18 protein-coding genes and 1 pseudogene are annotated in these 23,526 nt (G+C 41.7%); 8 read left to right on the plus strand and 11 right to left on the minus strand.

Features of this window, described 5'->3' with window-relative positions:
- Positions 1 to 463: 463 nt before the first annotated feature.
- Positions 464 to 1,285 (minus strand): photosystem II manganese-stabilizing polypeptide, encoded by an 822-nt coding sequence (gene psbO, locus H6G14_RS28930; protein ID WP_011318645.1) that lies wholly within the window; start codon positions 1,283 to 1,285, stop codon positions 464 to 466.
- 506 nt (positions 1,286 to 1,791) lie between these two features.
- On the opposite strand from psbO, the gene H6G14_RS28935 reads away from it, so the two are divergent.
- Positions 1,792 to 2,154: a hypothetical protein gene (locus H6G14_RS28935; protein WP_190571907.1), complete on the plus strand. Its 363-nt coding sequence runs from the start codon at positions 1,792 to 1,794 to the stop codon at positions 2,152 to 2,154.
- A 122-nt stretch (positions 2,155 to 2,276) separates the two neighbouring features.
- Here H6G14_RS28935 and H6G14_RS28940 read toward each other — a convergent pair whose 3' ends face one another.
- Both H6G14_RS28940 and H6G14_RS28945 read right to left on the minus strand, forming a co-directional pair.
- Positions 2,277 to 7,262 carry a WD40 domain-containing protein gene (locus H6G14_RS28940; protein WP_190571909.1) on the minus strand — a complete coding sequence of 1,662 codons (4,986 nt, stop codon included), beginning with the start codon at positions 7,260 to 7,262 and terminating at the stop codon, positions 2,277 to 2,279.
- A 155-nt stretch (positions 7,263 to 7,417) separates the two neighbouring features.
- Entirely contained in the window at positions 7,418 to 8,749 is a 1,332-nt protein-coding gene (locus tag H6G14_RS28945) for an ATP-binding protein (protein WP_190571911.1), read from the minus strand.
- A gap of 473 nt (positions 8,750 to 9,222) precedes the next feature.
- On the opposite strand from H6G14_RS28945, the gene H6G14_RS28950 reads away from it, so the two are divergent.
- The gene (locus H6G14_RS28950) at positions 9,223 to 10,068 is read left to right on the plus strand and encodes a cell division protein FtsQ/DivIB (RefSeq protein ID WP_190571913.1); all 846 of its coding nucleotides are present in this window, start codon (positions 9,223 to 9,225) and stop codon (positions 10,066 to 10,068) included.
- Positions 10,069 to 10,176: 108 nt separating this feature from the next.
- Here the strand turns inward: H6G14_RS28950 and H6G14_RS28955 are convergent, their stop codons facing one another.
- Positions 10,177 to 10,371 (minus strand): hypothetical protein, encoded by a 195-nt coding sequence (locus H6G14_RS28955; RefSeq protein WP_190571915.1) that lies wholly within the window; start codon positions 10,369 to 10,371, stop codon positions 10,177 to 10,179.
- 471 nt (positions 10,372 to 10,842) lie between these two features.
- Between H6G14_RS28955 and H6G14_RS28960 the strand changes: the two genes are divergently transcribed.
- Complete coding sequence (locus tag H6G14_RS28960) at positions 10,843 to 11,166, plus strand: hypothetical protein (RefSeq protein ID WP_206757619.1); 324 nt, start codon at positions 10,843 to 10,845, stop codon at positions 11,164 to 11,166.
- An 88-nt stretch (positions 11,167 to 11,254) separates the two neighbouring features.
- On the plus strand, positions 11,255 to 12,541 hold the full coding sequence (ftsZ, locus tag H6G14_RS28965) for a cell division protein FtsZ (protein ID WP_190571919.1): 1,287 nt from the start codon (positions 11,255 to 11,257) through the stop codon (positions 12,539 to 12,541).
- A gap of 276 nt (positions 12,542 to 12,817) precedes the next feature.
- Here ftsZ and gshB read toward each other — a convergent pair whose 3' ends face one another.
- From gshB to hflX, 3 genes are all read right to left on the minus strand, one after another.
- Positions 12,818 to 13,792 carry a glutathione synthase gene (gshB, locus tag H6G14_RS28970; protein ID WP_190571921.1) on the minus strand — a complete coding sequence of 325 codons (975 nt, stop codon included), beginning with the start codon at positions 13,790 to 13,792 and terminating at the stop codon, positions 12,818 to 12,820.
- A gap of 107 nt (positions 13,793 to 13,899) precedes the next feature.
- Complete coding sequence (grxC, locus tag H6G14_RS28975; RefSeq protein ID WP_190571923.1) at positions 13,900 to 14,172, minus strand: glutaredoxin 3; 273 nt, start codon at positions 14,170 to 14,172, stop codon at positions 13,900 to 13,902.
- Positions 14,173 to 14,359: 187 nt separating this feature from the next.
- A complete protein-coding gene (hflX, locus tag H6G14_RS28980; RefSeq protein ID WP_338421231.1) occupies positions 14,360 to 15,946 on the minus strand; it encodes a GTPase HflX in 1,587 nt (528 codons plus the stop codon).
- 520 nt (positions 15,947 to 16,466) lie between these two features.
- Between hflX and H6G14_RS28985 the strand changes: the two genes are divergently transcribed.
- Both H6G14_RS28985 and H6G14_RS28990 read left to right on the plus strand, forming a co-directional pair.
- Positions 16,467 to 17,252, plus strand: a complete 786-nt coding sequence (locus H6G14_RS28985) for an HAD family hydrolase (RefSeq protein ID WP_190571925.1) — start codon at positions 16,467 to 16,469, stop codon at positions 17,250 to 17,252.
- A gap of 120 nt (positions 17,253 to 17,372) precedes the next feature.
- Positions 17,373 to 18,563, plus strand: a complete 1,191-nt coding sequence (locus H6G14_RS28990; protein WP_190571927.1) for a DNA double-strand break repair nuclease NurA — start codon at positions 17,373 to 17,375, stop codon at positions 18,561 to 18,563.
- 56 nt (positions 18,564 to 18,619) lie between these two features.
- Here the strand turns inward: H6G14_RS28990 and H6G14_RS28995 are convergent, their stop codons facing one another.
- The 3 genes from H6G14_RS28995 to H6G14_RS29005 are packed head-to-tail and all read right to left on the minus strand — an operon-like array spanning position 18,620 to position 21,414.
- A complete protein-coding gene (locus H6G14_RS28995; RefSeq protein ID WP_190571929.1) occupies positions 18,620 to 19,288 on the minus strand; it encodes a Uma2 family endonuclease in 669 nt (222 codons plus the stop codon).
- A 34-nt stretch (positions 19,289 to 19,322) separates the two neighbouring features.
- The gene (moaA, locus tag H6G14_RS29000; RefSeq protein WP_190571931.1) at positions 19,323 to 20,309 is read right to left on the minus strand and encodes a GTP 3',8-cyclase MoaA; all 987 of its coding nucleotides are present in this window, start codon (positions 20,307 to 20,309) and stop codon (positions 19,323 to 19,325) included.
- Between the two features lie 52 nt (positions 20,310 to 20,361).
- Positions 20,362 to 21,414 carry an aromatic ring-hydroxylating dioxygenase subunit alpha gene (locus H6G14_RS29005; RefSeq protein ID WP_190571933.1) on the minus strand — a complete coding sequence of 351 codons (1,053 nt, stop codon included), beginning with the start codon at positions 21,412 to 21,414 and terminating at the stop codon, positions 20,362 to 20,364.
- A gap of 141 nt (positions 21,415 to 21,555) precedes the next feature.
- Between H6G14_RS29005 and H6G14_RS29010 the strand changes: the two genes are divergently transcribed.
- Positions 21,556 to 22,920: a cysteine desulfurase-like protein gene (locus H6G14_RS29010; RefSeq protein WP_190571938.1), complete on the plus strand. Its 1,365-nt coding sequence runs from the start codon at positions 21,556 to 21,558 to the stop codon at positions 22,918 to 22,920.
- A gap of 129 nt (positions 22,921 to 23,049) precedes the next feature.
- The gene (locus H6G14_RS29015) at positions 23,050 to 23,364 is read left to right on the plus strand and encodes an NAD(P)-binding protein (protein WP_242054013.1); all 315 of its coding nucleotides are present in this window, start codon (positions 23,050 to 23,052) and stop codon (positions 23,362 to 23,364) included.
- On the opposite strand, the pseudogene H6G14_RS29020 reads toward H6G14_RS29015, so the two are convergent.
- Positions 23,307 to 23,526, minus strand: a pseudogene (locus H6G14_RS29020) (hypothetical protein); the annotation flags it as partial. The gene H6G14_RS29015 and the pseudogene H6G14_RS29020 sit on opposite strands and share 58 nt — an antisense overlap.

A 23,526-nucleotide genomic window follows, 5' to 3' on the forward strand; every position in this document is an offset into this window, starting at 1 on the left:
CAAGATTTAGGCGTAGTCAAAGCCCTACGAAAACCAGTCTTCAAGCTGGATCTATCCCCTTTTCCTGCACCCTCTTGACAAATGTGCAATTACTTTAACCTCTCACGCATGCCCAATGATAGACATGAATTGACATAACATTAGACTTCTTGCGTGAATAGAAGTTTGGAGTTTAGCAATGTTGACCAACCTAATAAAAAAAGGGCTAGAAGCCCCTTTCTATCATTTCCTCTGAAGGTATTAACAGCTTTTTACCACTGATTGAACTACATTTTCCCCACTCCCTGTCCTCACGGGATTCTATCAACCCGAAAATTGCGTTAGTTAAGTGAGTAGTCAGACCATACACCTCAGCAAAATTGGGGGTATGGGTTAACGTTTAATAGGGAATTTGATCATAGGCCAAGAATGTTTTCAGTGGCAGACAGCTTTGGTAATCAAGAAAATTTAGGCACGTTTGGGTTTATTCAACACGAGCGTAAAATATACCCCGAATCTTCACTTCCTTGGGTTCATCAGCGCCTAAATCAGTATCAGAGGGCTGTTCGCTCTCAAAAGTACCAGCAATTTCACCACTAGAGCTATCAACTTTAGCTATTTGTAGAGAAATTTTGCCGTTGAGAATTTCCGCACGCTTAACGTTAGTACGGGTAAGGTCTTCATCATCGGCTTGAGCTGGAAGAGCAACGGCATTATCATAGCCACTAACAACACCCCGACCTTTAGGATCTAAGAATGCAGCACCACGATAAGAAGGTACTTTGAATGTACCCTCAAAGTCTGTGGAAGTATTTAGACTGCTTAAACCAGGTTGTGTTTGAGCAACTAAATTTTTAATGGTGAACAGGAAGGGTACTCGCTCACCACCAGGTAATTGCACCGTAATGGCTTGGAAGTCAAGACCATCTTTTTCCACAAAGGTCAAGCTGCTATCATCGTTGAACTTAAGATCACCTGACACCTGGTCAATAGTGGAAGTGTATCTGGTTAACAATTTGCCAGCTACAAATTCTGCTGCTTGGCGTTTATTAGCAGGTTCTTCTTTAACGAAGAAATTGGTTGGTTCCAAGCAAAGTTCTTTGATGACATAGGACTTGCTGGAATCCAAGGGAATTGAGCCACGGCTTGTTTCTGTAAGTTGGGGACATTTGTTAGCCAGGCCAGTGCCTCGAATTTGTTCGTAGGTCAGTATATCTCTGGTACTAGAAGCTGGAGCGTCACTACAAGCAGTGAGTAGCCCCAAGCACACAGCCAAGAATGCAACAATTAAAGCGCGATACCTCATGATCAACCTCAATGTCAAAAATCGATATATAAAGGGTTTGGGCATAGTGATAAGTACATTTTGCGGCAAATTGGCATCACTACTTACATCAAATAACGCGAAAGTTGGATTTGGCTTCGCGCTGTGCCAACACCACAGGGATTGGCAGGTTTGCCCAAGTCGTTCTGTATTATGTATGTGTTACCACTAAATACAGTCACTTGCTTTATTAGGGAAATCAGCCAGATCATACGATTTTTTTTAACTCAAAATCAAAGCACTTCTAGTCTTGAGTAACTAGCGTTGATCCCATAAGGCTTCCTATGAGTCCGTGTGAATCATTACTGCGCCGCTTTAATATCAAAGGTATTGAGATTGGGAAGGTTTGTCCTTCTAGGAATCAAAGGTGATGGGGATGAGTTACTGAGAAAAGATTACACAAATATATTTGTAAATTTGTCTTAGGAGATGAAAGACGACTATATTCGGTAAATTTGGGTAGACTTAATTTAAATAGAGAGGGTTGCATGAGCAACAACAGCATTACGGAATCAATTGAGTTCTCAGATAAGTTACAAAATATTACGGATGTAGTTCAAGATGCGGCTAAAAGTTGTCAAGGAAATACTACGGCTCTTCTAAAATTGTTACGCCAGTTAGAACAATTACACAGAGAGATTCGTGACGGAACATTTCAAGAGAGTTTACCCAATAATCGCCAACACCTTTACGCTATGTTGAAAGACATTGAATCTGAGGGGGGCTGGCCTTATATTGAACGTATGAGATTACAAGCTTTTTTAAGCAACTTACTAGAAGTAGAAACGGAAGAAAACCAGCAACAGGTAAGTAGTGATGATTTGTTAAGTGATGATCGCTCTTGGAGCTGATACTGCAAGGTGGAATTTAGATACCCTACAGCTAATGCAAGCGCCACAAAATTCAAAATCACTACAAACTAAGCGTTTTGTCGATTTTGGTATGGATAGTCGATTTAATTGCGTATTAGTTCTTAGATACGATCGCTGACATCATCACAAAGCAAGCGATCGCGCTCATCCACATTGTTGTTGTGCTTCAGATAATTATTGACCCAGCCACAACCACGAGTCAGTAGGTCATCAAGGTGTAAGTTCCATAAAATAATTGTGTTGTCATCGCTAGCTGAAGCTAACGTTTGTCCATCGGGGCTAAAACTGACGCTCAACACGGGAGCTTCGTGTCCGTTGAGGGTTTTAATCAATTTGCCCTCACGGCTCCACAATTTGACTGTACTATCCCAATTAGCAGCAGCAAGTATTTCACCAGTGGGACTAAAACTCACAGCATTAACGCTATCGCTAAATCCTCTTAATAAGGTTTGTAACAAAGTCCCATCTTGTCGCCATAACCTGACCGTATTGTCCCAACCAGCAGAAGCCAATAATTTTTCAGTCGGGCTAAAACTGACACCTAATACCCAGCTATCGTGAGGCTCAAAGGTTTTGATTAAACTCCCATCTGGCCGCCAAAGCTTGATTGTTTTATCGTCACTAGCAGAAGCTAAAACCTCTCCATCGGGGCTAAAACTGACGCTATTGACTCGCGCTTCATGCCCCACTAAAGTTTTGAGCAAACTTCCATCACGATTCCACAGTTTAATAGTGTGATCTCTACTAGCCGATGCTAATAAATTACCATCAGGGCTGAAATTAACATTGACTACGCTATCACCATGACCAGAGAGAGTTTTCAGGAGAGTTCCATCCAGTCGCCACAGTTTAACGGTTTTGTCTTCACTAGCAGAAGCTAAAATTTCACCTTTGGGGTCAATACTAACGCTATGAACCATCTGGGTATGACCCACTAAAGTTTTGTCAAGATGAGCATCAAGTCTGCCCTGATTCAACTGCCTTCGCCATAGTTTTACCGTGCGATCGCGACTACCAGAAGCCAGTATCTGACCATCAGGACTCCAAGCAACACTTAGAACTCGATCCTCATGTCCTCGCAGAATCGGTAGTTTAGGGGCTTCTAAACTCCACAATTTCACGCTCTTGTCATAACTTCCAGAAGCCAGCATTTTAGTATCTGGACTGAAAGCTACACTGACAACAGCGTCACTGTGTCCCTTAAAAGTCTTGATTAAGTTACCTGTATGACTCCAAAGGTTGATAGTGTTGTCATCACTGGCAGAGGCTAACTGTTTACTGTCAGAACTGAAATTGAGACTCCATACCGTACTGGTATGTTGCTGTAAGGTTTTATAGATATCAACTTCTGGGTTATTTTGATTACTACTATCCCATTGCCACAGTTGAATTATATTATCTCGGTCGGCTGAAGCTAGTAACTTACCATCAGGGCTAAAAGTGACAACAGTTACCCCTTCCTGATGTGCAGATAAAGTTTTCACCAAGCTACCATCTCTCCGCCAGATTTTGACAGTCTTATCCTCACTGGCTGAAGCAATAAATTGACTGTCTGGACTGAAACTTACCCAGTTGACAGAGCCTTGATGACCCTTAAGAGTTTTGATTAAGTTACCATCCCGATCCCAAATTTTAATGGTTTTATCCCTGCTGGCAGTAGCTAGCAATTCTCCATCAGGGCTAAAATTGGCGCTATAAACCCAATCTTTGTGTTTTCTGAGGCTTTGGGCTAGCTCTGGGGCAAATTCACCAGTTGTTGGGTTTTTCCGCCAAATCCGCACTGTTTGGTCGAGACTAGTTGAAGCGATAGTCTGACCATCAGGACTAAAACTGACACTGGTAACAGCGCTGGTATGACCTTCAAGGGTTTGGATCAAGGTTCCGTCAGGTCGCCAAAGCTTGATTGTTCTGTCTGTACTACCAGAAGCTAATAATTGACCATCAGGGCTAAAAGCCACACCCCAGACAATATCGCTATGCCCCTCCAAGCGATTTAACTCGGTAACTCCATAAACTGCCTGTTGTAAGGCCGTAACCACGCGCATTCGGGTTTCTGGTCGCACTTCCTTGGCTTGTTTAAGTTTTTGCCAAGCTCTCAAACTTTCTAATAAAGCATCAAATTCTTGGTTGGAGGAAAATAGAGCTTCACTGGATGCGGCGATCGCACTAATTTGCAAATTGGTCTCGCTGGTTTCAGCACGGATGGTTTGTAGCTCTGCGGTTCTTTTCTGCATATCGGCTTGCCACCACAAAGAAGCGATCGTGCCGCCCATAACTGCCAGCAATACCCCTGCTGCCCGTGCTTCTCGTAATCTACGCCGCAAAACTGAATTTAGCTGCTCTTGAGATAATTTTTGGGCTACCTCTGCTTTAGTTTTTTCCGATTTGATTTTTTCTAATTCAGCAATGATGCCATAATCATTTCTTTGGCGAATTGGTTCTACTAAATAATCATGGACGAGCTGGTAGCGATCGCCTAACTCTTCTCGCCAGCACAATACTAACCCTGAACCAATCAAAATTTCTAAAATCAACTCCCACCGTGAATCAAAATCTGACTGATTATCAAGATATTTTTCTAAAGCCAGTATTAAATCAGATTTAGTTTTGAGAGGACGTGTGCCTTTTTCGTCAGTTAATTCATACAATAGTTTCCAGCTAAAATCTTCATGTTCTTGACCACAATCTCGAATAACTTCCTCTAGCCAACGTTCTATAAGTTTTTTTGTTCCTCCACAGAGTTTGTATTTTTCGAGATTTGTGATATTTTCTGCTTGTAGCTGCGCGCCTACTATTTGTAATTCAATTGGGTTTACTTCTTCGTTTTCTCCCGCTAAATCCCGCACCAGTTCATTAATTAAATCCTCTTTGACTTCGTATTGAGAGGTTTGGGTTAAGTAACGAATAATGGCAACGGCATCTTGATAAGAAAATTTTCCCAAAAAGTAGCGGATATCTTTATCTAAAATATTTTTGTTAATGACATCTAAGTCATGAAAACTATCTGGTTGTGTTTTATCCCAGCGTTCAAAATCTAATAAATAATGGAGATAATCTTCTCTGATAGAAATAATTATTTTTAAATACGCAATATTCAAGCATTCGCTAAAAAACTGATAAAACTCCAACTTTTGCTGAAAACTACTTACAAAAAAGAATTCTTCAAATTGGTCAAAAATAATAATAATTGTATGATTACGTACAGTTGCAGACCGGAGCTTTTCTAGCAGAATGGCGGGAGTAAATTCTAGGGAACTTGAGATATCTAATGGCGCTAACGCATGATAAAAACTGCGCCCCAAACTATTTATCCAATCAGTATAAGCAGATAAAACAATAGGTAGAGGTATGCGCTCACCAATCACTTTATTCTTTACAGCTGGTAATAAACCAGCTTTGAGCAGTGAACTTTTACCAACTCCCGATGGACCATGAACTACCGTGAGTTTATAGTCAGCACGAGTAATTCTTTCAATTAAACGATTGACATCTTGTTGTCTTCCAGACGCAGATATTTCTTGGGCAACTTCTTCTGGAATAAAGGGGATGCTTTGGGGTTCTAAGACTGAATTGATTTTGTAACGTTGTGCTTGTAATTGACTTGCACCAATAAAAGCACGTAAACCATACTGATGTTCAATTTGAATTTTTTCTTGCTTGAGTTTAAAGGCTTCTAAATATTCATGTCGTTCAATAAAATAGAGCGATCGCAATTCCTCTAAAATTTCTAAATACAAGGAAGGCTCATATTGTAGCTCACAAACTACCCTTGCCCATTCTAAGTTACTAATAGCTTCTTCACACTCTCCCAAGTGCCTTTGTGAACGAGCTAACAACAAAAGATACCAACTCTCATGTTGTCGAGAGCCTGTTACTTTCTCCAGAATGTCTAATGCAGTATTAGCTAATTCATGAGCTAGTATCCAATCATGATTTGCACCTGCTACAGCTGATAAAAAGCCATAATCTTGGGCTATTTGGGACTGATTGCCATAGCTCTTATGTAGATATAAAGACTTTTGAGCTAATTTTTTTAACTCTTCCCAAAGCTGTAAGCGGTAAAGCATCTCACAAGCAGGTAAAATAAATTTAGCTACTAAATCTTGTCTCTTCTTTTCTTCCAATACATCCAAACATTGCTGAAACCACTGTAGTGCGTGCCGCCAATAGCCACTGTTAGCACTCTGATGTAAATCTGCCATCCGGTGATAACATAAACCTAAATGGAATAAGATGATTGCTTGCCAAAGTCTTTGTTGATAATTCAGATCTAAATATTTCTTTTCTAGACTTTCCCTTTTTTCTTCTTGCTGCCATAGAGATAGGCTTCTTTGATAATGGGCTAAGGCACTATTAATTTGATCATTAGCATACTTATCTCTACCTAAAACAAACTCCAGACTAGCCTCTAATCCTGGTTCTAATTTGACATTGTAAGAACGCAGTAAATCATTACGGGCTGATTCAATCTCATGACGATGTTGAGATTTTGGTGCTAAATCAAGGGCATCATTAGAAATGAACTTTTCTGCACCTACTTCTAAAACTTTAGAAAATAGAGACTCTGTCTGTTTGGTAATTAAAGCAATTAAATCTTCCTGAGGCATTTCAAATTTAATAGTGGTTGCAGCCCAACTTTTAAAATCAGGAGCCAACCGAGAAAGTAATGATGCGACTTCATCTTGCAACCATAAGATTAAAGGGAAAGGAAAACTAGCTGCGTAAATATCCCTTGATTGATTTATTCCAGTTAATAAATCTTCAAGGGCAATAACTGATTCTAAGCCAAAAACCATTAAGGCTGATGGTAAACAATCGGTAGCAACACTGGGATTATCTAGAAATAGTTGTGATGTGATTGTAGTATGTAAAGCACTGATTGATGACTGAACATATAGTTCTCTAATGTTGATATCTTTACTTAAATCTCGAAGATTATCCCGCATTTCTTCTCGTAACTGCCTGTAATTACAACGAACTAAAATGAGAGAAAACTCGCCTTTAGATAAATTAATTGCTCGAATTAACCTTTGTAAGGAATGCTCATTATTGTTGGTGATCGCTGTTTTAAGTTCACAGTTGGTCATAATTATTAATAAGAAATAAAAAACTACATACGAAAACTTAAAAAAGCAGACAATACTTTTTTAAGTCTTGTGCATTCAATTTCAAAAACTCGCACAATTCCCGATTCATTTAAATGGGAACTGAGGATTATTTGGAACTTGAGGCTTGAGGGGTTTTACTTTGATTCTCGCCAAGCTAAAACCTTTTCTGTCTCTGCTAAAGCTGGACTAATACCAAACCAACGTCCCATAGGATCGCGGTATTCAAACAAATACATACTTCTGAGTAAACTTTGATAGTCAGATTCACCCTTAACACTTTGTTGTTGCATGACATCAAACAACAATTCCCATTGACATTCATCAATCGCCAACAGCAAATCATCGCGGTAATCCTTAATAACCGCTTCCAAACAATCTCTAGAAAAAGGTGGATCTTGTCGCTGGAGGCAACTGTATAGTAGGCCTAATAAGTTACGAATGTGACCACCACTAACACGACATAAACGATCTAAGGTTTCTGTTTGCTCAAATAACTCTGTAATTAGTTGTTGTCTTTCTTGACTAGCAACTTCTGGAAAGGCTCTTGCCAGTACTAACTGGCGCAGGAGTGACATTCCTGGTTCGTAATCACTGCCATCCCGTTGTCGAACTAGTACCATTGGTAATACTTTTGGTGCAATACCGCCACCTAAGCGATTTTTGAGGGTTTCATATTCACTGGAAAAAATTAATGCCAGGGGGATTGTATAAACTACATGACATTTGAGCCTACGTAACTGTTCGCCCCGGTCAATAAAGAGATATTCTGGTTGCGTCCGTCCAGAGGCAACAGGACGCATATCCACTCGATCTAAATTATCGACAATTACTACTAACCCTTTTTGACCTCGTCGCTTTAGCTGTTCTACGGCTTTTTCTAAGATTTCTTCATTAATCGCTTGCAAAATGTTATTGGTGCGAGGCTCCAAATACTGTCTTAGTTGATTACGTAGTTGAGTGCTATCTTTGGTTTTGGCGGTAATTTTCGCAATTCCTAAAGAAAACTCCGCTTCACCAGAAAGCTCAATAGGAGCTTGTAAAAAATCTCCTATTTCTTTAAACAAGTTATTAAAGTAACCAGGCTTAAGTTTGATACCAATAGCTTCCAGACTTACACAGACTTGACGAGCTACACTTAACAAAATGTCACTAACGTCAATATCTGCCATGTCTAGGTCTTGACTAGACTCGAAATAAACTACGTGAAATCCTGCTGCTTCTAACTCTGCCTTGAGGCGTTGTAATTCCGTTGATTTTCCACAACCAATATGACCTGTAAATAGTTGGCAGGTGGGTTCATCAGGGGAAATACGGCTAATAGTACGTTGCAGTTCTTCTACAATTTTGCAACCACGTACGTTAGCAAAATCGATGTAGTACTGGCGATCAAGCATCACACCCATGTTTAAGGTGTAGCTAGGGTTACATGCTTTGTAGAAGCGTGACAAATTGATTGTATTTCCCATTCTAAATAGTAGATGCTTGTCTTTTTGTCTTTTTATATACTAATTCTCTCTTAATATGAGTGATTCTGTATAAGTACTATTGCTGAATTTTGTTTGAATTAACTACAAATGCTGTTACTTTTTTTTCATGGCTACTTACAGCAAAACAGTAAAGATAGAATAGTCACCACAAGGGTATGTTGTTGTTTTTGATAACTTTTTTCTGGCAAGATATGTGGAACTTATGCCATGATTCTGATGTGCTTGCTGTAAAGTGTTAAGCTAATGCACGTTAAAAAAGCATAACTACTAATAAGGGCTGTTAACGGTTGACTGTTAACTGTTAACTGTTAACGCTCAACAGCCCTCACGATGGATTATGCAACTTAAAAGCAGAATAGCTTACTAGCTCGTTAATTCCAGCAGCGTTGCTGAAATTAACCAATAGACACAAGCATAGTGAAGGAATAACCTGGAGCCGAAAAGGGGTATTGATGCCTGGTATAGCGTCGGTCAGCCAAAAGGAATTAGCTCAACGCCGTAAAAAATTACGACGGCAGCGTCAGATGAAGATTATTCAAGCTATTTGGCAAACTATAACTATTAGTAGTCTGGCAGGTGGGTTGCTTTGGGTCGCACTCCAACCAATATGGGTGCTGAAAACTCCTGAGCAAGTATTGATGAAATCTGACAATCAATTACTGTCGCAAGAAGCGATCAAGTCTTTGCTGGTTTTATCTTATCCTCAGTCTTTATGGAGAATTCAACCTGCGGCGATCGCTGAGTCTTTGCAGAAACAACCAACTATTGCCCAAGCAACTGTCAGCCGTCGTCTTTTTCCACCAGGTTTAATTATCGAAATCGAAGAAAGAATACCTGTCGCAGTGGCTCAAAAAAGAAGAGAACAATCTAGTAGTGCTAGTAACAAACAAGTAAACACAGGCTTAATTGATGCCAATGGAGTTTGGATTCCTCTGGAAAAATATACACTAGTGAATCCTCAATTCAAACTTCCTACCCTCAAAGTAATTGGATTACCAGAGCAATATGCTTCCTACTGGAGTAAACTATATCCTTATATCAGCCAAAGTTCCATAAAAATTACGGAAATTGATTACCAAGACCCAAATAACTTAATTTTGAAAACTGAATTGGGAACAGTTCATCTTGGTGCTACAAGTGACCAGTTAGCTGACCAGATTAATTTACTAGCACAATTACGTCACATCAATACAAAACTAAATCCTGCGGAGATAAACTATATTGATTTAACAAATCCCGAATCACCTTTAGTACATATGATCCAAAATAAGGAGACAACTAAAAATCAAACTCCATAACCGTGTGTCACAAATTCCTTATATGTTAATTAATTTTATTTAATAAAAAAATATTATTGTTTGCTCCATGCTTTGCATCGTAATTGTGAAAAGCTGTTTTCTAGGAGCTTAGATATTAGGAACAAAGATAATTTCTGGACACTTGCTGTCACCGTTGTAGTACGTTTCTAGTAGCGATTGTTCAGTCTGTGGTATGTATTCAAACTGATTGACTTGACGACTGGTCAGCTTGATAGGCTTAGATAGTATCGCTACTAAGTTTCTGTTTGGTAACAAAAAGTAACAAATTAATTGATCAGTCAAATTTTTCTTCCTTTGTTATCTTTAAATTTGTGCATAAATAATACAGATAGGAGTCTACTTTGATTTCTGTTGGCGCAGTGTGGCATAGCTATAGGTACTTGTGTATGTAGGGGATGGTAACGGCTTCACAAACAAAATTTAAATGGGATGCCTTATGGAAATCTAATTGTGCGGTGAGAGTTGTAATTATCCCCAATTTTGAAACCTATCAACTATATTATTAAGGCAGTGAAGACTTCGCATAGCATATATTTCTCGCATGAAGTGATCTGCTGAGAACTATGAGTTATGTAATTTATTGTATTTTTATTAAGTGTATGTTTAATTGCGTAGAGTTAGCCGTTAGAACTAATTATCCCAGAGTAAATACCTCAAATCCTCAGTATTGCAAATCAAATAAATGACAAAATATACAAAATGCCTTCAGTATTTAAAATTTCTTCTCAGAAGACAAACACAGTTAGTAACCAGATGAATAACTCATCAAAATCATCAACAGAAGTATTAGCTGTGTCTCCTGCATCCCAAAGGTATACTATGCAAAAATTGCCATTTAGAGAAAATATTAATAAGTTGTGGAAGTTATACAGATCAATTTTAAGTAAATGTATGTATACTTCTCTAGAATTAGCTGTGCATTCACCTATGGTGAGCCAAACACTATCTCCTGGGTATGCTCATCCAACATCCCAGGTAAGGCGAAGCCCAGTCCGAATGTGGGTGTTTGGTTTCATAGCAGACTTTCACGCTTACAATCTTGTTAAGGTTGGCAGTAGTGATAACAATCAAGAATAGGGACAAATTTTTAGTGCTGTCAAACTTAATAGTTGACTCCTAGATGTGTAACACCTAAAAAAGTCGTTTATCTACCTTCCCGAATCCAATGACACTTGATAATAACCAAGAGCTTACCTATAGAAATTCCCAATCGTTGGGACAGCCAGGTTTCTCACTGGCAGTGAACTCAAGCAACCCTTTCAATCACTCTGGGCTGAATTTTGGACAAAATAACGACAGCAAGAAGATTTCTGTGGAAAATAACCGTATTGGCGAGATTGTTCCTGGCCGCGTTGCCAATATCAAAGTAATTGGTGTTGGCGGTGGTGGTGGTAATGCGGTTAACCGCATGATTGAATCTGATGTCTCTGGTGTAGAGTTTTGGTCAATTAATACTGATGCTCAAGCTTTGACCTTGGCAGGCGCTCCTAGTCGTTTACAAATCGGGCAGAAACTCACGAGGGGTTTAGGTGCAGGTGGTAATCCTGCAATTGGTCAAAAAGCGGCTGAAGAATCACGTGATGAAATTGCTACAGCCTTAGAAGGTGCTGATTTAGTATTTATCACTGCTGGGATGGGAGGTGGTACTGGTACTGGTGCTGCACCAATTGTTGCGGAAGTGGCAAAGGAAATGGGCGCGCTTACGGTTGGTGTGGTAACACGTCCTTTCGTTTTTGAAGGTCGTCGCCGGACTAGTCAGGCAGAACAAGGAATTGAAGGGCTAAAAAGTAGAGTTGATACTTTAATTATTATTCCTAACAATAAATTATTGGAAGTGATTCCAGAACAAACACCAGTCCAAGAAGCGTTTCGTTATGCAGATGACGTACTACGTCAAGGGGTACAAGGCATTTCTGACATCATTACTATTCCCGGTTTGGTCAATGTAGACTTTGCTGACGTGCGGGCTGTTATGGCGGATGCGGGATCAGCATTGATGGGTATTGGTGTGAGTTCAGGAAAATCTAGAGCCAGAGAAGCGGCGATCGCCGCTATATCTTCACCACTGCTAGAATGTTCTATCGAAGGTGCTAGAGGCGTTGTTTTTAACATCACTGGTGGTAGTGACCTCACTCTACATGAAGTAAATGCTGCCGCAGAAACAATTTATGAAGTAGTTGATCCCAACGCCAACATTATTTTTGGTGCTGTGATTGATGATAGGTTACAAGGAGAGGTACGAATTACCGTCATTGCTACTGGATTTACCGGGGAAATACAAGCCGCTCCCCAACAAAACGCGGCTAATGCCAGAGTTGTATCTGCTCCCCCAAGACGGACACCCACACAAACAGCACCAACTAATTCCCCCGCACCTACTCCCGAACCAAAGGAGAAATCTGGATTGGATATCCCTGATTTTCTCCAGAGACGGCGACCACCAAAAAATTAAGCGGTTTTAGATTTGAGATTATTTAAAGTTTGTAGTCTCTAGTCAGGCTAAATGCTGTATAAAAACTGCTAATTTTCAAGTTCAGAGGTATGTTTTTTACCTCCCGTAAATCTTGTTGCTGTTACAAATAAATTGCTACTATTCAAAAACAGAATACGCTTGGGCGATAGTTTGTTGACTTTTACGCCCAAGTGTGTGTTCGTGATATACAGGAGGGAGACTGAAAAGAGAAATGTTCATGTCCTCCTCATGTAGTTTTCCTTTGATTACTTGTCTTTAATTTTGGATTTGTAGGTTTTTTTCCACCCATTGAATTACTTGATTAGCCAGGCGAGTACCATCTAGTCGGTCGATTTCTCGTATCCCAGTTGGGCTAGTAACGTTAACTTCTGTAAGATAGCCACCAATCACATCAATACCCACAAAGATCAAACCATCTTGGCGTAAATTGGCGGCGATGTGGCTACAAATTTCTTGTTCTCGTGGGGTAATTTCGGTTTTTGCAACCGTCCCACCAGTGGCCATGTTATTACGAAAATCACTGCCACTGGCCAAACGATTGAGAGCGCCAATGGGTTCACCATTAAGTAAAATTATCCGCTTATCTCCTTCTTTGGCTTCTGGTAGATAAGTTTGTACCATTACTGGTAATCTGCCTTGCTGGGTGCTGAGTTCGACGATGGAGTTAAAATTGCGATCGCCTGCTTGTAAAAATAAAATCCCTTCCCCGGCTTTGTTACCCAAGGGTTTGAGAACAGTAGCGCCCTTTGCTTCGACAAATTGCCGGATAAAATCTTTATCTGCACTGACGATGGTTTCGGGAATTGCCTTGGTAAATTGCAGGGCATACATTTTTTCATTTGCCCCACGGATACCATTGGGATTATTAATTACCAAAGTTTTACGTTGGTCAACGTAATCCAGAACATAGGTAGCGTAAAGATAGGCATCGTTTATGGGCGGATCTGTCCGCATGAATACAGCATCCATCGTTTCCAAAGAATTGAGGGAACGAGCATTTAATTTATACCAAGGACTTGCTGCTACCCAGCGTCCATCTACCAACTGCACTGGTACAAGTTCTACCTGTTGCAATATAGCCCAAGCTTTGCTGTCTACCACACTCAACCAATTAGCCTGAGTTACCCAAACTTCATGTCCTAAAATTTGCGCTGCTTCCATCAGCGCCACGCTGGTATCATGGCATGGGTCTAACTGATGGATGGGATCTATAATAAAAGCCAGTTTCACGCCTTTTGCCTCAACGCCAGGAAATTCTCAGATAAATTATCCCCCGATATCCTGACAGATTGACAATTACTCTTGAGGAAAAAAGCGTAATCCTGTTGCATGGGTATCTAGAGGCTAGTACTAGATGCTAATAACTCATCAAGTTGGCCTTGACTTTCAAGAGCGTGGATATCATCACAACCACCCACATGGCGATCGTTGATGAAAATTTGTGGTAATGAGCGTCTGCCATTAGCTCTCTGAGCCATTTTATCCCTTGCTTCTTCATCACCATCGATACTGTATTCGACAAACTCAACACCTTTTTTATTAAGCAAATTTTTCGCTCGAATGCAAAAAGGGCAAGTTCTCCAAGTGTAAATTTCTACTGTGGCAGCCATAATGTCCTCAACATGATCTCATAACTAATTTTATAACTTTGGTACTGATGGTAGATGCTTAATGTAGTTATAAACTGTATTTTTGCTGGCTGGGATGAAATATATCGGTTAACTTACAATTAGGAGATTTATTAAGAAGCAGGGAGAAGATTTCCCCCTGCTTTTTCACATGGAAAGACCTAGATATTTACTGAGAGTCAACAGCGTATTGAATCAGCAGACTCAGCCGCAGACGCAGGGTTTCTAAACCTAAACGCTGGCTGGCCGAAATAAATACGGCTAGAGGAAACTCTTCTTGGGCTAAAGCTAGAGTGGTGCTATCTACTTGATCAATTTTGTTAAAAGCAACCAAGGCTGGGCCGGGAGTAACTGGCATTTGTGCAAGTATTTCCCGAACTGCGCGAATGTGACTCAACCATGCAGGATGAGATAAATCTACTAGGTGCAGTAAAGCATCGGCTTCTGTCACTTCTTCCAAGGTGGCGCGGAAAGCATCCATCAATGACGCAGGTAATTCGTGGATAAACCCTACTGTGTCTGTAATCAGAATTCCTTGGGGTTCTCCAGTCTCTGCATGGGGAATGACTAGGCGGCGCGTTGTGGGGTCAAGGGTGGCGAATAACTGGTCGGCTGTGTAAACTTCAGCATTAGTGAGAGCATTTAATAAGGTGGATTTACCGGCGTTGGTATAACCCACGAGAGCGACTGAAGGCACTTCCCGATGTTGTCGCCGTTGTCTTAACCGTGAACGGTGGGCTTGTAGTTGATCAACTTCTTGTTGTAGTCGAGAAATACGTCTTTGAATAGCGCGCCGTTCGGTTTCTAGTTTGGTTTCACCAGGGCCGCGAGTCCCAATACCGCCCCCTAGTCGAGACATTGCTTGACCTCTACCGGTGAGTCTGGGCAGCATATATTCTAGCTGTGCTAGTTCGACTTGTAATTTACCAGCGCGGGATTGGGCGCGTTGAGCAAAGATATCTAAGATAACTTCGGTGCGGTCAACGACGCGGATACCGATTTGTGCTTCTAAGTTGCGGACTTGGGAGGGTGAGAGGTCGCGGTCAAAGACAACAAGATTACATCCCAAAGTTTGGGCTGTGAGGGCAACTTCTTGGACTTTACCTTCACCAATTACAGTTTGAGGATGAATGCGCGATCGCTTTTGTTGTACTGTCTGTAATACATCTCCACCAGCTGTATCCACTAACCGCGCCAATTCTGCCAAGGTATCGTGGAATTGTTGGAGTGACATATTATCGGTCATGACACCCACGATCAATACACGATCATGATCGGCATCTACCTCTTCGGCGATGAACTCCCGACGGAACTCTGCCTCTAGCCCTTCCACCAAATCGATGAAATCTTGCTGTCCAAGAGCATCTAGATCCAAAGGTGGTGATATAGTCCAACTGGTAGATTGACCATTTTTTGATAGTGCGATCGCTGCACTAGGAATCAAAGCACGGGCATCTTGAGGGACTAGGTGCGCTAAATACGCTTCCTTAACGTATCCTGTAGCTCCTCCACCGCGCCGTGTAAAGCCAGTCCCGGTAATATTTATCACTACTAAAGCATCTAAACGCTGCATTGCCATCGCCGTCAGAGCCGCTTCATTGGGTGGTTCTATCTTGAGATGGGTAGCGATGCAACGAATACCACTAAGACGTTCTGCACCATAACGCGGCAATTCCATTGGCGGAATTTGCGTTTGACGCGGTGTGCCTATGCCAACGCGAATCACTTGTCCGCGACGGTTGACATAGGCACACACAGGTAGGTTAATTTCCGTGCTAATTGCTGCCAGACGCTGGGAAAACTCAGGCGTAGTGATGCGATCGCCTGGTATGCGCTGGTGGTACAGTCGCTGTAGTTGTTTCAGCTGACTGGACTTTAAACCCTGAAGATTACCGAAAATAGTTTCTATAGGCGTTTCGACCAGTTTACTGGCCCCCCGAATCCATCTATTGTCTATTTTACAACAGTGCTAAGGTGGGAAACTCAATCTTTTGGGGGTGTAGGGGTTTAAGGGTGTAGGGGTGTGGGGGTAGAAAAAACATTTATGGCTTATGCAACAGGACTCTTAGTTATGGGAGGGTGTAAGGGTGTTAAACACCTATACGGCGATCGCTATAAAGATCCCTCCCTCATAACCCTTACACCCCTAAACCCTTACACCCCTAAACCCTTACACCCCTAAACCCTTATACCCCTAAAGCCGATCGCTTCTGTGATTACAGAAAACTAATACTGAATCAGTTAAGCTGGCAAAAGCAGTATTTATTTTCGGAAAAATGACCGCAAGTAATCCTACAATTTTAGCCCTGGATTTTGATGGGGTAATTTGCGACGGACTAATCGAATACTTTGAAGTAGCTTGGCGTACCTACTGTCAAATTTGGTCGCCGGCTGACGACACACCACCAGATGATTTGGCTTTGAGATTCTATCGACTCCGTCCTGTAATCGAAACAGGTTGGGAAATGCCTGTTTTAATTAAGGCATTGGTAGATGGCAATTCTGATGACCAAATTCTTCAGGAATGGACAAGCATTACTCCCAAGATTTTGTTAGATGACAAGCTACAAGCAAAAGAAATTGCCACGAAATTAGATGGCTTGCGTGATGAGTGGATTGCTAATGATTTAGACGGTTGGCTGAGTCTGCATAGATTTTATCAGGGTGTAATTGAAAAACTTAAAATCACTGTTGCCAGTGAAGTCAAGCTATATATTGTGACTACCAAAGAAGGACGCTTTGTAGAGCAGTTGTTGCATCAGGAAGGTGTAGATTTACCACGAGATGCAATTTTTGGTAAAGAAGTCAAGCGCCCTAAGTATGAAATTCTCCGTGAATTAATTCAAGCAGCAGATCATAAATCTGTGAGTTTATGGTTTGTAGAAGACAGAATCAAAACATTACAGCTCGTTCAACAGCAGTCAGACCTTAAAGATGTCAAGCTTTTCTTGGCAGACTGGGGCTATAATACCCAATCAGAGAGAAAAGCTGCCCAAAGCGATCCGCGAATCCAATTATTATCCCTGTCTCAGTTTGCTAAAGATTTTCCTGGGTGGGTATAGGGGTGTAGGGGAAAACTAATGAGTAATGAGTAATGAGTAATGAGTAATGAGTAAGGACTATGGACTGTTGACCATTGACTAATGACTAATGACTAATGACAACTGACAACTGACCAAAATATGCTTGATCTGACGAAATTAGCGCGACAAATGCAGGGTTTAAGTCAGCATCTATCTCTGGAGGCTGTGGCTAGTCGCCAGCGTTTAGAATTGGCGCAGCAAAATCTGAGGAAGGCTTTTGATTGTCAACAAGATTTAGTAGAACGTCAGGAAAAATGGCGCGATCGCATTCTCTTTGCTAATGCTACACCCCTGGAGCCGCTCAACTCCTGCTTAGATATTCCCACTCCCCCCAAGGTGCATTCTGTCATTGCTACTGATGGTTCGCAAATTGCCCCCAGTCATCACGAAATTGCTTATTGTTATCTGTTGAATATCGGTAGGGTAGTTTTACACTACGGACAAAATCGCTACCCTATATTGGACAGTTTGCCAGAGGTGTTTTACCGTCCAGAAGATTTATATGCGTCCCGTCAGTGGGGAATTAGAACTGAGGAATGGATGAGTTTTCGGCGCACTGCTAGCGAGGCGATCGTTTTAGCTGAGTTGGCTTGTAGTGTCCATGATACGGGGGCTTCTTCATCTCCCCCGACTCTGGCAATGGTGGATGGTTCTTTAATTTACTGGTTTTTGGAACAGTTACCCGTAGATGCACGTAACTGTATTTTACCCCCTATATTGGAAGCTTGGCAGCAAATGCGTGCTGCTAAAATTCCTTTGATGGGTTATGTAAGTGCTTCTCGAAATGTGGAAGCGGTGAATTTTTTACGTTTGATGGCGTGTCCTCATCCTGTACCCGATTGTGCTAGTTACTGCCCGAATCAACTAGAAAAAGTCCCATGCAAAGTGTTTGACCCTTTGCGGGATACAGCATTGTGGACAACTCAACTCCAGCCAGGACAACGGGGGCCGCTGTGGCGGAGTAATGCCCGGATTTTAGACCTTTATGAAGACCAAGCTATATACTTTTGCTACGTCCATGTTGGTACAGAAATTGCGCGGATAGAAGTGCCTGCATGGGTAGCTAAAGATACGGAGATGTTTGACCAAGCTTTGGGATTGATGTTGGCACAGGTGCAGAAAGGATATGGTTATCCAGTGGCGATCGCCGAAGCACATAATCAAGCAGTAGTCAGGGGTGGTGATAAAACCCGTTTCTTTGCCCTACTGGAAAAACAAATGATTAAAGCTGGCTTAAAAAATGTTGGGACTTCTTATAAAGAAGCGAGGAAGCGAGGCAGTATTGCTTGAAGAAATTAGGGGTGTAGGTGCAGAAATTATAATGCGGAACTTATCACTTAAAAAGTTTATTTGTTTCGTTCTTCGGCTGCTTTCAAACCCTGTTCAAATTCATCAACCGCTTGAATTGAATCTGATATTAAAAGGCATTGCTCTAATAAAGAAATGTCTAATTCTGGCAGAATTTCACTGGTGACTATCAGTTCATACCCATAAGTTTCAGGGTAAACAGTGGCTTCCTCGTTGTCGGAATTGTTCCGTAGATGGTACAACTTAAACTGGTTTTTCTCCCAAAACCAGACTTCTGTAACTCCCAGTCTGCGGTAAATTTCTAGTTTATTGATACTGCCACTAGTAACAACTACCTCTATAGCTAAGTCCGGTACTTTTTTTTCTTCACCTATGCAGTAACACTCATCTGGTTCTGCACCTGCTTTTTTGGCTTTGTTTTTAAAAGTAGAACTTCCCAAAGGTACAAAACGAATGCGCTTGCTGTAAAAGAAACGCTCTAACAGCATCCCTAAATTCGTTTTGATTTTTTCATGTCTGATTGATGGCGACACTATCTCTAATATTTCATCTAAGTAAGTAACACGGTAATGAGAGTTGTTTTCTAGTTTGGCTAGTAGCGATTCATAGTTTTCCCAACTCACCCCACTGCTGATAAACCTTTCCTCTGGGTCGTCATTATGACCTAACTCTGGCTCATCAATTAGTTCTTTAAGGCTGTTGACCATGATCATCTCTCCTGTTTAATCAAATTATCTCTGCTTACCCTCCGATTTGTGACATTGTGCGGCTGTAAACTCCTGTAGTCCCGGAGTCACGCCCTTTATAGTTAATTTCTGGCTTGATTGCTAATAAATGTCTCACCTGTTCTCGTAACTGGTGGGTACTCACACCAGAGCGTAGAGATGTTTTTAAGTCAAGTTGACCAGTTTCGTTTAATAAGCAAGGACGTAGCCAGCCATCGGCACTTAGACGCATCCGGTTACAACGATCGCAAAAACACTCTGACATCTGGCTGATAAATCCTAGTGTGCCTTTGGCTTTAGGGATTTGGAAGACATCCGCCGGGCCGCAACCACGAACTTGAGCTTCTGTCAAGCCCCAGCGATCGCGGATTTGCTGGCGTAATTCGGCGGAAGATACCCAACCGCGATCGCCAAATAATTCTCCGTTACCAATGGGCATAAATTCAATAAACCGGACGTGCCATTGTTTATCAATCGTTAAAGCCGCTAAATCGAGAATTTCGTGGTCGTTGACACCAGGAATTACCACTACATTTAATTTCAATGGATCGAAGCCTACACGATAAGCTGCTTGAATACCATCCCAAACTTGTTGCCAGCGAGAACGTCCATGACTGCCGATAATTTGGTCAAAGATATGGGGATCAAGGGAATCTAAGCTGATATTGATGCGCCGTAAACCAGCGTCGTAAAGATTTTGGGCGATGGGGGCGAGTAAAAAGCCGTTGGTTGTCATGGAGAGGTCTTGGGTTTGGGGTAAAGATGCGATCGCCCCCACCAAATCCACAACGCGAGGGCGTAATAAAGGTTCTCCCCCCGTTAACCGAAATTGTCTAAAACCAACAGGAATAAATACTTCTTGAACTAAAGTGAGCAATTCCTCATCAGTCAATAATTGTTGCTTGAGGATATAGTCTAGCTCTGACCCCTCTGGCATACAGTACTGACAACGAAAATTGCAGCGATCTATTAAGCTAATACGGAGGTAGTCTACCTGGTTCATCTGGGTTTTATTTTCTATTGTGTGCGATCGTTATAGATCCCTGCTTGAAACCTCACCTCAATTTCTCTGCTTGATTTTTCATCAGCCTTTGCACGCTGACTAAAGCCCGATTTAACTCATAATTGCGTCTTTGGGGATTCTGTAAATAAGCTTGCTGTTCTTCTTCAATCATCTGTACATCTTTAATCACCAAACCATCGAGGAATTTTTGGGCTGCACCAAACAAACTATCTTTGACAAAGCGGCGAAACCGTACAGGTAATTTATGCAAGCGCCAAAAAGCGTTTAAAGATGTGAAATGAATTAAATAAGCTTTTGTTTGTGTCTCATTTATCGGACACAATAAACAGTAAATTTTAAAATCTTTACCCAATGTAGACATCCAGTGGGGATAAATGTAACTTACGTCCAAGGGTTCAGGATGTAAGCGGCGCAAAGCTGGGAAAAATAATTGGGAGATAGACCAGATTTTATCTATTTTGTAATAGCTTTGGGCTTGATAATGAGCATCTACACGTTGATCATTTTCCTCAATATCTTGTAATTCTGCTTGCGCCCAAGCTTGTAAATCCTGATGTAAATGTCCGTGATACATATCCATCAGGTTTTCAATTAAATAAGAATAATGCGCCTGACAGTTAATAATGGCAACGCTAGCAATGTAATTTAAATGATCCCACTCCGGCAAGCCCAGAGGCTCTACAGATGGTTGTCCATCACCGGGAAATAACCAAATAAAACCGTCTTGTTCTTTGACTGGGTAAGAGCGAATTTTGCAGTTTGGTAGTTTCTGATTCTCTGCTAAGTATGGCACGGCTGCACATTCACCATGATGATTCAAGCGCCAACCATGATAAGCACATTCCAATTCATTACCGATAACTTGACCGTGACTAAGTTTAACTTGGCGATGTGGGCAACGGTCTTCTAGGGCGTGTATTTGTCCTTCGCTATCTCGATAAAGTGCGATCGCCTGATGCCAAAGTGTCACTCCCAAAGGTTGACTTGTGACTTCCTGACTACGTGCAACTACATACCAATGATTCAGGTTAATACCCAATTGACGGACATCATGAATAGACACAGCTTGGGACAGAGAAGACATAAATATCCTTTTTGAAATTTGTCAGTTGTCAGTTGTCATTAGATACTTCCCCTACACCCCTATACCCTTACACCCCCACACCCCCACACCCCCATAACTAAGCTAAGGTGTATGTCAACACCATTAACTAAGGAGTCTGACATGGAAGCTTTAGACTTGAAATGGATACGTGGACAGTTTCCGGCGCTTACACAAAAAATTAACGGACAACCAGCTATATTTTTTGATGGCCCCGGTGGTACACAAGTACCTGGGTCTGTTTTAGATGCTATCAGTGACTATTTAGTTAGGTCAAATGCTAATGCTCACGGCGCTTTTGCTACTAGTGCGCGGACGGATGCTTTAATTATTGCAGCTAGGACGGCGATCGCTGATTTTTTAGGTTGTCACAGTGATGAGGTGGTTTTCGGCGCTAATATGACGACGCTCACCTTTACCTTGAGTCGCGCTATTGGACGGACGCTGCAACCAGGTGATGAAATTATTGTGACACGGCTTGACCATTCGGCTAATGTTTCCTCTTGGGAAGCATTGGCAGAACAGGGCGCAGTTATTCGTTATGTCGATGTCAAACTTGATGATTGCACCTTAGATATCAATGATTTGGAGCAACAAATCAATTCCCGCACCAAGTTAGTAGCCGTCACTTATGCTTCCAACGCCGTGGGGACAATTAACGATATCACCGCCATTGTCAAACTAGCCCATGCTGTAGGCGCTTTGGTATTTGTCGATGCAGTCCATTATGCTCCTCATGGGCCGATTAATGTTCATGCTTTGGGGTGTGATTTTCTCGCCTGTTCTGCATACAAATTCTTTGCCCCCCATGTTGGCATTTTGTATGGTAAGCGGGAACATCTTGCAAATCTGCAACCTTATAAAGTCAAACCAGCATCCAATGAAGTCCCATCCCGTTGGGAAACCGGAACCCTGAATTATGAAGGATTAGCGGGTGTAGTGGCGGCTATTAACTATTTGGCAAAATTAGGTTGTCATGTCTCCCCGACTATTGATCAAGAGTTAGTTTCAGCGTTGATTGAGGCTGATAAGGAAGGTTTGGAACACTTCCACTGTCCTCGGTTTTTAACATCAGCAGAACAGCCATCACATGAAATTGCCTCAGCTTATCACAGCCGTCGGGCGGCAATAGTTGCAGCGATGTCAGCCATTCAGCAATACGAAAGAGAATTGAGCCATAAGCTAATTTCCGGCTTGCTAGAAATTCCTGGCTTAACTATCTATGGCATCACAGATCCACAACGCTTTGCTTGGCGGACACCAACGGTAGCAATTCGACTCCAGAGTAAAAGCCCAGAAAGCATTGCGAGAGCATTAGGCGATCGCGGTATTTTTTCCTGGCATGGTAACTTTTATGCCTTGAATCTGACTGAGAAACTAGGTGTGGAAAGTGATGGCGGTTTATTGCGCCTGGGGTTGGTACACTACAATTCTGTGGAAGAGATTATACAATTACTCCAAGCTTTAAAAGAAATTGGGCGTGACTAAATCAAAATAAGAACCTTCAAAGATAGTTATCCTCAGCACCTAACACAAGCAGAAACACCATCCCACAAATATGTAACCATAGAAGGAAACACCGAGAAATACGACTGTAATCTTTTTAAAATTTGTTTTATGGCTGTATCAGAAATAGATATTGATACCGATCAGCTAAATTTTGAAGACAGTGGGACTCGCGCCATTGTCATTGGTAGTGGTATTGCTGGTTTGGTAGCAGCACAGGTATTAACCAAACATTTTGACCAAGTAACAGTTATTGAGCGCGATCGCCATCCCGAAACACCAGCCGCCCGTCAAGGTGTACCCCAATCCCATCAAACTCATGTTCTACTAACCCAAGGGCAACTCATCCTAGAACACCGATTCAGTAATCAGGATGAAGTAGGAGACTGCTCAGTAGCACGTGTAAAAAGTTTTGCAAGGACATGAAGATTGTGAACAACGGCGGTACGGCGAAGATCAAAGAGATTTTTGCGAGAACCAACGTAACGAGCTTTATCTGTTTGCCAGCGACCAATATGAGATAAAGAATGCTCAACAGCAACGCGTTCTCGAAGTTTTGCACGACCAGTGGGAGTTAATTGACGTTGT

Origin of the sequence: Nostoc parmelioides FACHB-3921, assembly GCF_014696625.1 — a bacterium.
In the GTDB taxonomy this organism is placed as follows: domain Bacteria; phylum Cyanobacteriota; class Cyanobacteriia; order Cyanobacteriales; family Nostocaceae; genus Trichormus; species Trichormus parmelioides.